Genomic DNA, 16,440 nt, shown 5'->3' on the forward strand with positions numbered 1-16,440 from the left:
ATGGATCGTTTACTAATTTTAGAAGACGGCACTATCTTTAAAGGCAAAGGATTCGGTTCTTTGATTGATACGATTGGGGAAGTTGTTTTTACAACGGGAATGACCGGCTACCAAGAAACGATAACCGATCCTTCTTACAACGGTCAAATTTTAGTTTTTGCTAATCCTTTAGTGGGCAATACCGGCATAAACCGAGATGACTATGAATCCATCGAATCGATTTGTAAAGCAGTTATTGTCAAAGAATTTGCCCGTGTTCCAGCTAACTGGCGCAGTCAAATGAACTTGGATGAATTTTTAAAAATCAAAAAAATACCCGGGATTTCGGGTATCGATACGCGGAGACTAACACGTCACATTCGTGAATCCGGCATTATGCGCGGTATGTTAATCGACGCTCAAGATGACTTAGTTCATGCGTTTGACCAGTTAAGAGCAACGGTCTTGCCTAGCAACCAGGTATCGCAAGTCTCGGCTAGCCGTTCTTATGCTAGTCCAGGAGTAGGAAGAAATATCATTGTGATCGACTTTGGTTTAAAACACAGTCTTTTAAAAGAATTAAACAAACGCAATTGCCATGTTGTCGTTTTACCTTATGATACAACAGGAGAAACCATTTTAAACTTGGCTCCGGACGGGGTCATGTTGAGCAACGGCCCAGGTGATCCAAATGATTTGCCGCAAGCTCTTAAAATGGTTCAAGAGTTGCAAGGTACGGTTCCTATTTTCGGGATTGGTCTGGGCCACCAACTGATCGCGCTTGCTAATGGAGCTAAAATCAGCAAATTGAAAGTAGGTCATCATGGTTTTAATTACGCTGTAAGGGAAGAGGCAACTGGTCGAGTTGATTTCACTTCACAAAACCATCGCTTTGCATTAGAAAAAGAAACACTCGATGTTGATCAATGGATCATCACTCATACAGAAATTAAAGACAGCGCTATAGCCGGAATAAAACACCGCTACCAGCCTGTTTTCAGCACTTTGTTTCAGCCTAACGCAACACCGGGGCCGCATGACGCTGTTCATCTATTCGATCAGTTTATGGAAATGATCGATGGTTGGAAGGAGGCAAGAGAGCATGATCAACAAGGCGAAAGCTAAAAAAGTTCTAGTGATTGGATCAACTCCAAGCGACAGTGATTCCTCAGCTAATGTGGATTACGGAACAGCCCAAATCATTCTCTCTTTAAAAGAGATCGGCTATGAAGTTATTCTGGTTGATTCGAATCCAACCGCATTGGCAACAAATAAAGATAGAGCGGATAAAGTTTACATCGAACCTCTGACCGTTGATTTTGTTTCACAAATCATTCGAAAAGAACGGCCAAATGAAATCTTTCCTGTCTTACACAACTCTTTAAGTTTTTATCTGATGGAAGAGTTGGCTCATTCAGGACTGTTAGAAGAACTGCACATCAAGGTACTGGGAACAAGCCAACAGACCATTCAAAAAATTAAACAGCCCGAAACTTTTCGGAAATGGATGCAGACCCTCAAAGAACCAACACGAGCAGGACAAGGCGTTTACTCACAGACAGAAGCCTTGGGTTTTGCTGAAAAAGAAGGCTTTCCGCTGCTTATTCAGTCTCAGACCCCTACTGGCGAATGGGTACAAGAATGGTGTTCTACTAATGAAAAGGTAAAAAAAGTAGCAGCTGCTCATTTTCTTTTATCGCCGCACACCCCTATTTTTATTGAAACGGGTCTGACCGGTTATAAATTGATTCAATTTGAAGTATTGCGGGATAAAAAAGATCAGGCTTTAGTTGTTTCTACGTCAGAGAATTTGAAGACAGATGAATCCGATCAAAAAACTATGATCATGATCACCCCTAGCCAAACATTGACGGATCTTGATTACCAATTACTCCGTGATGCAGCATTAACGATTGTCCGCGGATTAGAGATCGAAGGAGGATGTACGATCCAGTTCGCTTTTCATCCAAACCGTTTTATGTATTATGTGACTAAAATAGATCCTGGTTTTACTCGTTCAACTCTTTTAGTCAGCAAAGCAACAGGGTATCCAATCATCAAATTGTCTGTTAAACTAGCTGCCGGTTTAACGTTAGATACATTAAAAAATCCGTTTAATGAAACGGCTTATCTCGAATACGAACCTACGTTGGACTACATTACTACCTATATTTCGAATTGGTCTAATGGGACATCTGTAAAAAGAAACTCTCCTAAAAAACAAATTACCGGAGAAGCAATGGCTATTGGCCGAACACTTGAAGAATCGATTTTGAAAGCTTTTCGTTCTTTGGATACAGCAGATGGCGTAACGTTACTGAAAACAGCCACTCACAGTAACGACGAAGAAATAGCAGAGCACCTACTGCATGCTCAGTATGATCATCTCGCTTATTTACTCGAAGCTCTTCGCCGCGGATACACGATTGAAGAGTTAAGCGAGGTAACAAAAATCGAGTTGTTTTTCTTAGATAAATTAGCCCATATCATTGAGATCGAGCACGAGCTCGAACGTCACCCTAGTGATCTTACTGCATTAAGAAGTGCTAAAGAATATGGATTTTCTGATTCAGCTATTGCTGCACTATGGAAAACAACCGCTGACGAAGTAAATAGATTGCGTAATGCACATGATATCGTTCCTGTTTATAAAGCTATTGATAGCTCGGCGGGAGAAATCGCTGCACAATCCACATGTTTTTATAGTACGTATGAAGAAGAAAATGAAAGTACGGCAATCGGTAAAAAGTCCATTTTACTTTTAACTGCCAGCACAGGCATGAACGATCCAAGAAGAGGATACGATAGCGCTCTTTTACAAGCCATAACGGCTATCCAAGAAGCTGGCTATGAAGCAATCTTATTAAACAGCCATCCAGCATCTCTTTCAACGGATTTTTCTGTCCAGGCTAAAACGTATTTGGTCCCGTCAACGGTGGAAGATATCGTACAGGTAGTTCAGTTGGAAAAACCTATAGGCGTGATGGTTCAATTTGGAGGCCCAGAGGCACTTGAATTGTCTAAAGCGTTAACTCCTTTAGAAATCCCTGTCTTGGACGCTGTCCCGTCGTATTTAGTCAGCAAAGAGGCAGAGAATGACGGGATGATCGAACTTATTCAACCGTTGCTGGCAGAATTGGCTATCCCATATGCTGCACCGGAGAATCAGGCAATGGCTGATGAACAAATCGAAGTCATCAGTATTTCTGATGGAGAAAGAGTACTATTTCCAGGGTTGATCGAACACATTGGACACCTGAATGGAGTAGGGACAGAGCCCGTGATGGTTCATCCTACACAAACTCTTTCTGAACAAAAACAGCAGAAAATCAAAGAATATGCCGCTCGTCTAGCACTTGCTTTAAAATGGACGGGCATCACCACTATGTATTTCACGATTCAGCAAGAAAACATCCAGTTTCTTAATCTAACACTAGGGACAACTCAAACGATTCCTTTTTTAAGCAAAGCAACGGGTTTCCCTATCATTCCGACGGCCGTTCAAGTTCTCTTGGGTAACTCTTTAGCAGCTCAATTAGATTTAAAAGAAAACACACAAACAATAAGCCCCGCCGTTTATGTAAAAGCCCCTGTTTATTCATTTTCATCAGAACCTGAAATAGACTGGATGGGGGAAGTTATGGGATCTGATCGAACGTTAGGCAAGGCAATATTTAAAACCTTTGAAGCCGCCCAAGTTCATTTGTCAGAATTTGGTTCTATCCTTTTGCTGCTTTCCGAAAAAGATCAAGATCAAGCCGAAGAATTAACTAGGCGATTTCAGCAAATAGGATACCGTATGCTAACTACTCAACCATTAAGTCAACAATTAGCTGAAAAAGGTTTAGTAGTGACTGCGCTGGATCCATCTTTTGAGTCTATCGATAAAAGCAGTGCAAAAAGAATCAATAAAAAGGAAATTCAATTAGTGATCGACACTAGAGCATCTAAAACGAAAACAGTAAAAGAACAGTTGACCATTCGTCAAGCAGCGCATGAACAAAATATTCCTCTGCTTACTTCTATTACAACGATTTCAGCTGTATTAAATTTCTTGGAATTGCGCACGTTCACAACAAATCCGATTTAAGTTAGGAATCACATCAATGTAATCAATTTTTGGAGGGATCATATGAGTCGTTTAACAGTAACATTACCGGGATTGGATTTAAAAAATCCTATTATGCCGGCCAGCGGAACGTTTGGCTTTGGCGATCTATACATGGATCGCTACGATTATAGTGTCTTAGGAGCTCTGATCATCAAATCAACAACTGCAGAGCCGCGGATAGGAAACGCTGAGCCACGTTACCATCATTTAGAAAATGGAGTATTAAACGCAGTCGGTTTACGAAACCCAGGTGTAGATGTAATCGTAAATGAAAAATTACCAGCGTTAGAAAAATTTGACACGCCTATTATCGCAAGTGTAGCAGGAACGACGATTTCCGATTATGTAGCGGTAACAAAAAAACTCTGTCACTCACCAATTGTGAAAGCTCTTGAAATCAATCTGTCTTGTCCAAATGTAGCAGATGGAGGATTAACATTCGGTTCAAATCCTGAAGCTGTTTATCAGATGACAAAAGCAGTCAAATCAGTGGCTACTGTTCCAATTTATGTTAAATTAACACCTAATGTAACGGATATTACTGAAATTGCCAAAGCTGCTGAAGCAGGCGGAGCAGATGGCATCAGTATGATCAATACGCTTTTAGGAATGAGCATCGATTTAAAAACTAAACAGCCTTTTTTAGCCAATAAAACAGGAGGTTTATCAGGTTCAGCTATAAGCCCCATTGCTGTTCGAATGGTTTACCAAGTTTCTCGGGCTGTATCGATTCCAGTCATTGGGATGGGAGGCATCTCGACAGTCGATGATGTTCTTGAGATGCTGATGGCAGGTGCTAGCGCAGTAGCCATAGGGACAGCTAATTATAACAACCCTATGATTTGTAAAGAATTGATTGAAGCTTTACCAGATCGAATGGATGAACTAGGAATTACATCTATTGAGTCCTTGATCAAAGAAGTAAAGGCAGGCCAGAATAGTGAATACTAAACCAATTATTGCGTTAGATTTTTCAACAAGTGAAGAGATAAAACAGTTTTTAAGTCATTTTAAAGATGAATCATTATTTGTCAAAGTAGGGATGGAGCTCTATTATCAAAACGGTCCTGAAATCGTTAAGTACATGAAAGAACTAGGACATGAGATTTTTTTAGATTTGAAATTGCATGATATACCGAACACAGTCAAGCGTTCAATGAAAGGTTTGGCAGCTTTGGATATCGATATGATCAATGTGCATGCAGCTGGAGGAAGTGAAATGATGGAAGCTGCAATGGATGGTATTCTTGCAGGCACTCCAGCCGGCAGTATGCGGCCGGATTTAATTGCCGTCACTCAACTGACTTCTACTACACCCGAAGCTATGCGGAGAGAACAGCTGATCGAAGTACCTTTATTGCAAAGCGTTATCCATTACGCTCAATTGACTCAAACAGCCGGATTGGATGGAGTTGTTTGCTCTGCGTTAGAAGCACGGCTAATCAAAAAAAATACCGCTTCAGACTTTTTATGTGTCACACCTGGAATCCGACCTAGCGGCGAAGAAAAAGGCGATCAGAAACGGGTCGCTACACCAGCATCAGCTTATGAAGAAGGGGCCAGCCACATCGTGGTCGGGCGTCCCATTACATTGGCCCAAGATCCCGTAGCAGCTTATCACTTAATCAAAAATCAATGGAACGGAGACAACCATTAAATGACAATCGAAAAAACAATTGCAAAGCACTTATTAGATATTAAAGCAGTAAGTTTAAACCCAAATAATCCCTTTACTTGGGCAAGTGGAATGAAAAGCCCAATTTATTGCGATAACCGCATTACAATGGGGTATCCGGCGGTTAGAAAAGAAATCGCCCAAGATATGGCTGATTTGATTAGAGAAAATTACCCTTCCGTAGAAGTCATTGCCGGTACCGCTACAGCTGGAATTCCGCATGCGGCGTGGGTCGCTGAAGTATTGGATTTGCCTATGGTTTACATACGCAGTAAAGCAAAAGAACATGGTAAAGGCAATCAAATAGAAGGACGGTTAGTACCCGGTCAGAAAATGGTCGTGATCGAAGACTTGATCTCAACTGGCGGCAGTGTCATTGATGCTTGTGGAGCAGCCGCTAAAGAAGGGGCAGAGATTCTTGGAGTAGCTGCTATTTTCACTTATGAATTGCCAAAAGGATTAGAAAATTTCAAAAAACACGAAATTGCTTTAAAAACATTAACCAACTATACAACTTTAATTGAAGTTGCTTTAGAAACGAAAGCCATTGAACAAGAAGATGTCAGCATTTTAAAACAGTGGAAAAAAGATCCAGTGAATTGGAAAAAATAATATTGCTCAGCGAACACATTTGCTGAACTACTGAACGAAATAAAAAGAGAGTGAGATAAAAAGCGTTTAGACTCGAATCTTCTACCTCGCATCCCGTACCTAAGCAGCTAAAGCTGCAAGGGCTAAGGCAACTAGAGGGAATAAGCGCAGTATGGTCATAGACCATCGAGCATTATGTAGGAGCACACTGTAGGCTAGCGCCTAAGTGTATCGTGTTTGTACGTAGCTAAAGCTACAACTGCCATGATAAAGTGGACGTCGGGTCTGCTTTTTGGAACACGTTTTAGAATAAACATTCGGATATGCAAAGAGGATGAGACAAAAGTCTCATCCTCTTTTTTAATTTAATAGGTTACTAGAACCAATAAAACGATTTTTAGCTGCGCCTTGACCACAAATGAAGAGCAACAGAGCTGCTCCTGCTAACAGCAATAACGGACTATCCCAGCTATTCGTTACGTCATGCAAATACCCAAAGAGCATGGGTCCTATTGCAGCAAGCAGGTATCCAAAAGATTGAGCCATACCGGATAATTCTGCTGCTTGATGTGCGTTTTCGGTTCGTAAGCCAAAAAACATCATTGATAGGCCAAAAGCACATCCTCCACCAATACCAATCAAGATAATCCATAAAATAATTAAACCCGAACCGCCATAAAGCAATCCCAAAATGCCTGTTATTAATAAAATGGACGTTATGCTGACTAATAAACGTTGATCAGCCATACGACCAGCAACAAGGGGGATAATAAAAGTAAAAGGAAGCAAGGCCAGTTGCATCATGGAGAGTAGCAATCCTGACTGATCAGAACTTATTCCTTGTTGCATCAATATTTCAGGTAACCAAGCAATTAGGACATAGAACACCATCGATTGGAGGCCCATGAATAGAGTTACTTGCCAAGCTAATGGTGAACGCCATAAATTGGCTTTAGCTTGTGTGGGTTTGGTATATGTCTCGGACGTTTTTAGATAGTGCTGTTTTTTCATTTGCGGCAGCCAAAAGAAAATGGACAGAAAACTTAATATCCCCCAAATTCCTAAAGCTCCCTGCCAACCATAGCCTGATTTCATCATAATAGGGATGCTGATACCTGAAGCTATAGCTCCAAACAAATTCATTGAAATAGAATACACACCAGTCATTACCCCGATTTTTCCAGGAAATTCTCGTTTAATAAGACTAGGCAGCAAGACATTACACACAGAAATAGCGAGTCCTAGCATAGCTGTTCCAATATATAAATTAGCCGTACCAGAAATAGAACGCACGAGGATACCAAAGGTCAAAAAAATAATTGCGAATAAAATCATAAACTCTATACCAAATTTTCGTCCTAACTTAGGCACAAAAGGCGAAATAAAGGCGAAAGCGAGTAGAGGAAGTGTAGTAATCATACCAGCTAATGTATTCGATAATTGTAATTGATCTCTAATATGTCCAACCAACGGCCCGACTGAAGTTAAAGGAGCCCGTAGATTAGTCGCAATAAAAACGATGCCTAAAATCATCACCCATTCTTTTGATTGTTTCTTAACCTCTATGGTTGTTTTTATACGTTGGTCGGTATTAAATTGTTTTGGCAAATTCATCTTTATTCCTCCTGATAGTGCTCATAACTGAATAGGGTTAAATAGTTTTCTAGTTGCTACCATTCTAACAGTTACTTTCCAATACTTTTTCTTTTTGTATATTATAGTAAACAAAAAAACGAATACAATATACTATAATATACAACTAATGGTTTGTCTATTTAAATTTTTACTTTATTTAAAAAGCCCATAAAAAAAACACTCAATTATCCAGTAAGATAGATAATTGAGTGTTATGGTTTAGTAATAGATAAACTACTGATTTAAAAAAGAATTAGTTAATAAGGACCGTATTTCAATGAAATATGCAATACAACCACATCATTAGAGTTATTGCTGTAAGAATGCACACCATCAGCACGAAAACTAATCGAATCATACGAACTCAACGTATACGATTCCTCATTAATAACAATCTCAACCTCTCCTGACATCACTGTCACGATTTCAGTTGTATTCCAATGGTGCTTTTCTGGATGATATGAACTATTTTTCTGAAGGTAAGCACGATACATTTCAATTTCATTGCTTGTATTTTGAAAAATGGGTTCAATCATCCATGATTTTTGATCTCCCGAAATTCTCAATCCTTCTCCTGATCGAGATAGGTTCACTTCATTTTCTGTTGCAAACAACGTCATAAGAGGAATAGATAATCCTTTTGAAATTTTCCACAACATACCTAGGGTTGGGTTTGTCTCGCCGCGTTCAATATTTCCGAGCGTTAATTTACTTACATTGGTTAATTTAGATAATTCTTCGAGGCTTAACTGTCTTTCTTTTCTAAGCTTTCTTAATACTGCACCTACTTGCAATACAACTTGTTTTGGATCATCTGTTTCTATCTTCTAGACCTCCCTCGTTATAATTGCCAATCTTAACAAAAAAATGCTAAACTTTTAATTTATCGACTAACGTTTTATCCGGTGTTACAAAGACTGTCCGTTGTCCTTCGTAAATCACAAACCCTGGTTTAGCACCATTGGGTTTGCGTATTTTTTTAACTTCTACTAAATCCACTGGAACAGAAGCTGAGAGCTGCGATTTCGAGAAATAAGCGGCGATATTAGCAGCTTCCAAAATCGTTGTTTCAGAAGGATCGTTGCTTTGAATGATCACATGTGAGCCTGGAATATTTTTAGTATGCAACCAGATATCCGATTTCCTAGCTGTTTTCAAGGTCAATTGATCATTTTGTAAATTATTTTTTCCAACTAAAATAGAATCGCCATCACTCGATACGTACTTGTCAGGAGCACTAGCTTTTTGCCTTTTTTGTTTTTTCTTCGTTTTCTTTTTTAAATACCCTTGTTGAATCAATTCTTCTTTGATTTCAGCTATATCTTTAGGCGTTGCAAGTTCTAATTGTGTTGAAACAGAATCCAGATAATCAATTTCTTCGTTGGTCAATCGAATTTGTTCGGTAACAAAAATAATCGCATTTTTTAATTTTTGGTATTTCGAAAAATATTTTTGAGCATTCTGAGAAGGAGTACTTCTGGGATTTAAAGCAATGGTCATTGGCCGATCCTCATCATAGAAATTCGCTAATGTTGCTTCCGTTTGTCCTTTATGCAGCTCATGCAAGTAAGCAGTCAATACTTCGCCGCGGATTCGATAATCATCCGCTAATTCTGTTTCTGCCATTGTTTTTTCAAGTTTTTTTAATTTTTTCATATTTCGCTGCAATTCTGTCTGCACAACATGGATCAAGTCTGCTCCTTGCTGCTGAACACGGTCCTTTTCGGCCTTACTTTGATAATAGTGGTCTAAAAGAGTACTCAATGTTGGGTAACTCTCAGATTCTCCATTTAAACTAAGATAAGGGACCGGTGTAAAGAACGTTTTTTTCTTTACTTGTGTTAAAGTTGGCGCAGTTTTCCCCAGTCGAATCGTTTCAATAAAAGAATGCACAACTTCTGGAAATTTATCCAACTGTTCCTCGCTGCGGTAGACCAGTTCATTGGCTGTATCGGAGCCAAGTCCTTGATAGGCTTGTTGAAATTTTTTAGCTAACGGAAGATCAACAGGATTTTCAAGCACTTCAATTAGGGCTGAATTAGTCGTTTCAAATGGATTCAATTTGTCTTGGTGAGGAGGAGTGACATAGGTTGCACCCGGCATCACTGCTCGATACGTATTTTGACTAACAGGAACGTGTTTGATTGTATCCATGATTCGCTGCGTGTCTTGTTCAACTAAGAATAAATTACTGTGTCGCCCCATCAATTCAACGATGAGCATCATATTTTGAACATCGCCTAATTCATCACGGCTTTTAAATGTAAAGTGAATGATTCGATCGTTTCCAACTTGTTGAATATCTTCTAAAACAGCGCCTTCTAAGTGTTTCCGCATCACCATACAAAAATTAGGCGGGGAACTTGGATTTTCATATGGAATTTCAGTAAGCTGAATCCGAGCGTAACTAGGATGCGCAGACAGCAACAGCTTATGGTTTTTTCCATTCGCACGTATAACAAGTATAATCTCGTTTTTATAAGGTTGATGTACTTTGGATACTCGTCCATTGTTGAGCGCATATCTTAACTCGTCAACCATCGCATGGGTAAAGATACCATCAAATGACATGTTTTTCCCTTCTTTCTTTATAACTGATTGTTAAATAGCTATTTGTCTTTCTTTTTAAGTAAAAACAAACACAATTCATCGTTTTTATGATCGTGCTTTTAATTATAACATTTTTAATAAGAATGTATATGCATCAAGGAAATCACATAGAAATTTATTTTTAATATACAAAACAGTTGAAAAAAGTATTTAAAGAAAGGTAAAATACAACTAGTTACTATTTTTTGAAATAGGAAAGTCTAAGTTTAAAGGAGAAAATAAATGGAATGGTATTATGAAGGAGAACGAGGACCTGAGCACTGGAAAGACATCTGCCAAGCTTTCAAAACAGCAGAAGAAGGCAGTTTGCAATCTCCCATTCAATTAAGCGAGAAAGAGGTCACAGACAAAATCAGTCAACAGTCGTTAACGATTCGTTACCATACGACACGTTTTGAGACTTCTTTTTTTAACCATACAGTACATTTGAGACCATTATCAGGGGGAGAGTTGAACTCGATTTTTTTTAATCACAAAAGATACATATTAGAGGATCTGCACTTTCACTTACCTAGTGAGCATGAAATCAACCATGAGTCTTTTCCATTAGAATTGCATTTGGTTCATCGTTCAAGAGAAAATGAATTACTCGTTTTAGGAATTACTGTCCTTCCAAACAAAGAGCCGGCAAATCCTGAAATGGCTCGTATGGATAGCTTAGCCTTAAACCCAAGAATTTCTGGAAGAGGGCTAGAAGTCCCCATAGATTTAGCTAATATTTTACCGGCCAAACAACAATTTTTTCATTATAGCGGTTCATTGACGACACCGCCTACTTCTGGACCCGTTGATTGGATCGTTTTTCGACATCAAGCTTATATGCGCAAAGGTCTATTGCAAGCTTTCAAAGAGAACGTTGGTAAAACCAACCGTCCGCTGCAGCCTGCAGCTAATCGGCCTATTTTCTTATCTAAATAAAATCAGTCCCTTTTAAAGAAAATAACGATTTGGCTTGACACTTATGAAAGCAACTAGTAAGATAAATCTAATAAGTTTTTAATCAACCAAAAGGAGTGTTTCCCATGAATCCATTTTTACCTATCGCTATGAACTTAAATAATCGTTGGCAAAGCCAAGATAGATAGGTTGATTTATGAAGCTTCTTCATAGGTACAACCTTCAGGAAAATTCTGAACTTGTATCTATGTTGGTTTATTTGAACACACGTGAAAACGACCCACATAGAGTAAGACGTTTATTCTATGTGGAGTTGTTTACTATAAACAGCTACCACAAGTACTTTTGTGTAGCTGTTTATTTTTTTACCATCATTATTTAAAATAATAGAGATAAAGGAGCAAAATAAGATGTCTTTTCTTTTTATGAAACGATGGCAGTACTTGGAGAAAACAATTCAATAGGAACGAAAGATTCTTTAGCTACTTACTTTGGAGGAAAAAATATGAAAAAAATGATTGGGTTTATCAGTGTGTTAGCACTAATTTTAACGTTTGCATTTTTTACGAACCAAACTAAAACAAACACAGCAACAAAAAAAGATTTGCCTATAGTAGGCGTCTTACAACTAACCAGCCATCCTGCGCTAGATTTGATTTATGAAGGTATTATCGATGCTCTAAACGAAGAAGGATTCATCGACGGAGAAACCATGACATTGGACTTTCAAAACGCTCAAGGCGACCAAAGCAATTTAAATTCTATGAGCGCTCGTTTCGTGAGTCGGAATACGGCAGTTATGGTGGGCATCGCCACCCCAGCTGCTCAAGCGCTAGCTAATAGTTCTCAAGAGATTCCAATTATTTTAGGAGCGGTCAGCAATCCTGAAGAAGCTGGGTTGGTTGCCAACAATGAAAAACCTGGTGGAAATATTACGGGTGTTAGTGATTTAACTCCAATTAAAGAACAGTTTGAATTGATCAAGGAACTTTTGCCAGAAGCAAAAAAGATTGGCATTCTTTATTCATCCAGTGAAGACAATTCTATCGTTCAAGCTAAACAAGCTGCTGAAATTGCTACCGCTATGGGGTATGAAACAACTACTTTAACCGTTTCATCAACGAATGATGTGTCACAAGTTAGTTCTTCATTGGCCAGCCAAGTAGATGCTATTTGGGTTCCAACAGATAATACTGTAGCCAGTGCTATGAATACCTTGATTGCAGCAACTGATGCTAACCACATACCGGTATTTCCAGCCGTAGATACAATGGTAGAAGAAGGTGGACTAGCAACGATCGGTTTAAACCAATACGAATTAGGAAAATTAACGGGTCAAATGACAGCAGCTGTTCTTAAAGGCGAAAGCGATCCGGCAACAACGCCTGTGCAATACCTTGAGCAAGGAGAAATTATACTCAATGAAGAAAAAGCAAAGGAATTAGGGATTTCTATCCCGCAAACCTTGTTAGACCAAATGGCAAATCAATAATTTAACTATATCTAAGAGAGTAGGTCATATCGATGGATTTAATTGTAACAGCAACAGCACAAGGTTTGTTATGGGGAATAATGGCTTTAGGCATTTTTATCACTTATCGGATTCTAGATTTACCGGATATGACAGCAGAAGGGTCTTTTCCTTTAGGAGCTGCTGTTTGTGCCCGATTGATCCTTTCAGGCGTTCATCCGCTGCTAGCAGCACTAGCAGCTTTTATTATTGGAGCTCTCGCGGGGTTCATTACTGGTTTTTTGATCACTAAAGCCAACATACCAGGTCTATTAGCCGGTATTCTGACTATGACAGGACTTTATTCCATTAATTTACGCATAATGAACCGGGCGAATTTAAGCTTATTAGGCAAACAAAAAATAACGGACTTATTAAGTCGATACAACTTGCCGCCTCAGTTTGATACAATCTTTATGGGCATCCTTCTAACGGTCTTGATTATCACTGCACTAGTCCTTTTCTTTAAAACCGAACTAGGCCAAGCGGTGATTGCTACTGGAGATAACGAAAAAATGGCACGTTCATTAGGAATATCGACTAACCGTACAAAAATATTGGGTTTAATGTTGTCAAACGGAATCGTTGCTGCAGCAGGAGCTTTGATTGCACAAGACAATGGTTATGCAGATATTAGTATGGGGATTGGTACCATTGTTATCGGATTGGCTTCCGTTATCATTGGAGAGGTCATCTTCGGGAACTTATCTTTTGCCAATCGTTTGATTTGTGTGATTTTAGGCGCTATTATTTATCGCTTCATCATTATGTTTGTCTTGCTAGTAGGTCTACAACCAAACGATTTAAAACTGATTTCCGCCATTATTTTAGCTTTCTGTTTAGCTTTACCAAGTTTAAGAAACAAACTGAATTTAAACTTTTTCAATAAAAAGGAGGTTCTTTAAATGACAACGCCCGCAGTCTTATCGCTTCAAAATATCACTAAAACATTTTATCCTGGAACAGCTAACCAAAACCAAGTTTTAAAAGGGCTAAACCTAGAAGTCCAACAAGGCGATTTTATAACGATCATTGGTGGAAACGGTGCTGGGAAATCAACTATGTTGAATAGTATTTCAGGAAACTTTTTAATTGATCAAGGTTCCATTAAAATCGAAGGCAAAGAGATCACTAAATTAAAAGAAGAACAACGCGCAGGAATGATCGGGCGGGTATTTCAAGATCCCTTGATGGGGACTGCGCCGCGTATGACGGTTAGCGAAAATTTGTCCATCGCTTATCGGCGCGGAAAGAGAAGAACGCTACGAAAAGGCAGCTCTCTAAAAGAAAGAGAGTTCTTCAAAGAAATTCTATCTAAATTGGGATTGGGTTTGGAAAATCGTTTGGACAGTGAAATGGGATTATTATCTGGTGGACAGCGTCAGGCTATAGCATTACTAATGGCTACTATGAAAAAACCAGAGTTGTTGTTATTGGACGAACATACTGCAGCGCTCGATCCTAAAACAGCAAAAATTGTTTTAGATTTGACAAATAAGCGGATTTCCGAAGAGCATCTAACGGCATTGATGATCACCCACAATATGCAAGATGCTTTAAATTATGGCAATCGTTTAATTATGTTGGATCAAGGAAAAGTAGTCGTGGATGTCAAAGGTGAAGAAAAAAACAATTTAACTGTCGCTACAGTTTTAAATTTATTCCAAGCTTCAACAGAAGAAAGTGCTCTTTCAGATGAAATGATACTGGGGTAAAAAAATAACAGGATAGAATCAATAAGCAGAAAAAAATAAATGTAGTGTTTTTTAATCATTTTCATGAAAAGAAACAATAGCTTTTGTCTCTAAAAAAGACGAAGGCTATTGTTCTTTTTTAGTTTTCTTTCTCATTAGAATGCTCATACAAAAAAGCATAAAAAAGAATAAATAAAATGTCTAATTAAAAGCTTTCCCTTGTAATAGAGAGCTTTTTTCGTTATAGTTGTATTGTGCAACTGTATAAGTTGCACAATACAACTAGTTTGTTTTAAAGGAGTTCTTTTATGGCTGACTCTATTTCTGTACATGAATTGATGGGAGAGCTCAATCTCTTCCAGCATAAATATGCTTCCATTGAGCAGTCGATGCTCAAAAAAAACCAGCTTAACCGTTCTGCTTTTTTTATTATGCAACAGCTTATTGAACAACCACTAACGCTAACAGAATTGGTTCATATCACTTCATTAAATAAATCTACTTTAAGCAGGCAAGTAAATGACTTAGCCGAAAAAGGATGGGTTACAAAAACGCCCGAAAAAGACAAGCGGTTCATTCAGTTGATGCTTTCAAAAGAAGCTAAACAAAAAGTTCATACCGTTCAATTTGAAATCGAACATCAATTGACCCAAGTTTTCAGTTCTTGGCCAGATGAAGAAAAACAATTATTGATTATTTTGATTAGGCGTATCAATCGAAAAATTGAATTAGTGGTAAACTAATGAAAAATAATTTAAAAAACGTAAGAAGACAGGAGGATAAAGCATGGATGAAAAAACGTTAGCAAACCTTCCCAAAGAAGAACTGGTCCAATTGATCATGGAACAAAGTTCCGCTTTAAGTTTAAACGAAAAGCAATTAGAAAGCGAAATAGAAGAAAACCGTTTCTTTAAAAGCTTAGGTTTTGTCGAAGGGTATCAAGACTACAGCGAGTACTTCATTTCATTTTTTGAAGACGAAAGTGAGGGAACAGCCAAAAAAGGCAGTATCTTCTTAGGACTCTTTAATGATTTTGTGCAAGATTATGGAACAGATGCTGTTTTAAATTTATTAGATCATTATATTGAAGACCATATTTGATCCGAATAAGCTTAATAGGTTTACAGACCTATCCTTTAATTGATACACTTACAGTATAATAAAGAATGGGGAGACGTTTATGACTTTAAAAAATAAAAGAATATTGGCTCTTGTCAGCGATGATTTTGAAGATTTAGAATTATGGTACCCTGTTTACCGGTTAAGAGAAGCAGGCGCAACGGTTGATTTAGTTGGTGAGAAAGCTAAGACCGTTTATACTGGAAAATATGGAGTTCCAGCAACATCTGATTATAGTTTTGATGAAATAAAAAAAGAAGAATATGATGGAATCTTGGTTCCTGGCGGTTGGTCCCCTGACAAACTAAGACGTTATCCCGCTGTTCTTGACTTCGTTCGTTATTTTGATCAAGAAAAGAAACCTATTGGCCAAATTTGTCACGCTGGCTGGGTATTGATTTCTGCTGGCATCTTAGATGGTGTCAATGTTACGAGTACACCAGGAATCAAAGATGATATGACGAATGCAGGTGCTACATGGCATGATGTTCCGGCAATTACAGATGGACACATCATTTCGAGTCGTAGACCGCTTGATCTTCCAGAGTACATGCAACAGTATATTGCGGCTTTTGAGAACGGTACAAAGTAAATGAGTTCGAAGCAACAATCATTCAGT

Annotated in this window: 15 protein-coding genes; 12 read left to right on the plus strand and 3 right to left on the minus strand. The window is 38.5% G+C overall.

Features of this window, described 5'->3' with window-relative positions:
* The 5 genes from JHE06_RS06230 to pyrE are packed head-to-tail and all read left to right on the plus strand — an operon-like array spanning window position 1 to window position 6,377.
* On the plus strand, window positions 1-1,104 hold the full coding sequence (locus tag JHE06_RS06230) for a carbamoyl phosphate synthase small subunit (protein ID WP_058918580.1): 1,104 nt from the start codon (window positions 1-3) through the stop codon (window positions 1,102-1,104).
* Complete coding sequence (locus JHE06_RS06235) at window positions 1,082-4,069, plus strand: ATP-binding protein (RefSeq protein WP_201088250.1); 2,988 nt, start codon at window positions 1,082-1,084, stop codon at window positions 4,067-4,069. The genes JHE06_RS06230 and JHE06_RS06235 overlap by 23 nt, the downstream gene beginning before the upstream one ends.
* Before the next feature lie 42 nt (window positions 4,070-4,111).
* Window positions 4,112-5,041 carry a dihydroorotate dehydrogenase gene (locus tag JHE06_RS06240; protein ID WP_058918582.1) on the plus strand — a complete coding sequence of 310 codons (930 nt, stop codon included), beginning with the start codon at window positions 4,112-4,114 and terminating at the stop codon, window positions 5,039-5,041.
* Window positions 5,031-5,747, plus strand: a complete 717-nt coding sequence (gene pyrF, locus JHE06_RS06245; RefSeq protein WP_201088251.1) for an orotidine-5'-phosphate decarboxylase — start codon at window positions 5,031-5,033, stop codon at window positions 5,745-5,747. Before JHE06_RS06240 ends, pyrF begins: the two co-directional genes overlap by 11 nt.
* Entirely contained in the window at window positions 5,748-6,377 is a 630-nt protein-coding gene (gene pyrE / locus JHE06_RS06250; RefSeq protein WP_201088252.1) for an orotate phosphoribosyltransferase, read from the plus strand.
* A 339-nt stretch (window positions 6,378-6,716) separates the two neighbouring features.
* Here the strand turns inward: pyrE and JHE06_RS06255 are convergent, their stop codons facing one another.
* The 3 genes from JHE06_RS06255 to JHE06_RS06265 form a co-directional block, all read right to left on the minus strand.
* Window positions 6,717-7,970, minus strand: a complete 1,254-nt coding sequence (locus JHE06_RS06255) for a CynX/NimT family MFS transporter (protein ID WP_058918585.1) — start codon at window positions 7,968-7,970, stop codon at window positions 6,717-6,719.
* 278 nt (window positions 7,971-8,248) lie between these two features.
* The gene (locus JHE06_RS06260; RefSeq protein ID WP_197408972.1) at window positions 8,249-8,785 is read right to left on the minus strand and encodes a helix-turn-helix domain-containing protein; all 537 of its coding nucleotides are present in this window, start codon (window positions 8,783-8,785) and stop codon (window positions 8,249-8,251) included.
* Between the two features lie 76 nt (window positions 8,786-8,861).
* A complete protein-coding gene (locus JHE06_RS06265) occupies window positions 8,862-10,562 on the minus strand; it encodes an NFACT RNA binding domain-containing protein (RefSeq protein ID WP_058918587.1) in 1,701 nt (566 codons plus the stop codon).
* 261 nt (window positions 10,563-10,823) lie between these two features.
* Here JHE06_RS06265 and JHE06_RS06270 point away from each other — a divergent pair, with 261 nt between their 5' ends.
* From JHE06_RS06270 to JHE06_RS06300, 7 genes are all read left to right on the plus strand, one after another.
* Window positions 10,824-11,519 carry a carbonic anhydrase family protein gene (locus JHE06_RS06270; RefSeq protein WP_201088253.1) on the plus strand — a complete coding sequence of 232 codons (696 nt, stop codon included), beginning with the start codon at window positions 10,824-10,826 and terminating at the stop codon, window positions 11,517-11,519.
* A 484-nt stretch (window positions 11,520-12,003) separates the two neighbouring features.
* The gene (gene trpX, locus JHE06_RS06275) at window positions 12,004-12,990 is read left to right on the plus strand and encodes a tryptophan ABC transporter substrate-binding protein (RefSeq protein WP_058920216.1); all 987 of its coding nucleotides are present in this window, start codon (window positions 12,004-12,006) and stop codon (window positions 12,988-12,990) included.
* Between the two features lie 32 nt (window positions 12,991-13,022).
* Window positions 13,023-13,913 carry an ABC transporter permease gene (locus JHE06_RS06280; protein ID WP_201088254.1) on the plus strand — a complete coding sequence of 297 codons (891 nt, stop codon included), beginning with the start codon at window positions 13,023-13,025 and terminating at the stop codon, window positions 13,911-13,913.
* Window positions 13,914-14,723, plus strand: coding sequence for an ABC transporter ATP-binding protein (locus JHE06_RS06285; protein WP_201088255.1), 810 nt, complete (start codon window positions 13,914-13,916; stop codon window positions 14,721-14,723).
* A 287-nt stretch (window positions 14,724-15,010) separates the two neighbouring features.
* Window positions 15,011-15,445, plus strand: a complete 435-nt coding sequence (locus JHE06_RS06290; protein WP_058918591.1) for a MarR family winged helix-turn-helix transcriptional regulator — start codon at window positions 15,011-15,013, stop codon at window positions 15,443-15,445.
* A 43-nt stretch (window positions 15,446-15,488) separates the two neighbouring features.
* Entirely contained in the window at window positions 15,489-15,803 is a 315-nt protein-coding gene (locus JHE06_RS06295; RefSeq protein WP_058918592.1) for a hypothetical protein, read from the plus strand.
* 79 nt (window positions 15,804-15,882) lie between these two features.
* The gene (locus JHE06_RS06300; RefSeq protein WP_201088256.1) at window positions 15,883-16,413 is read left to right on the plus strand and encodes a type 1 glutamine amidotransferase domain-containing protein; all 531 of its coding nucleotides are present in this window, start codon (window positions 15,883-15,885) and stop codon (window positions 16,411-16,413) included.
* Window positions 16,414-16,440: the final 27 nt, after the last annotated feature.

This window comes from Carnobacterium sp. CS13 (assembly GCF_016653495.1).
In the GTDB taxonomy this organism is placed as follows: Bacteria; Bacillota; Bacilli; order Lactobacillales; family Carnobacteriaceae; genus Carnobacterium_A; species Carnobacterium_A antarcticum.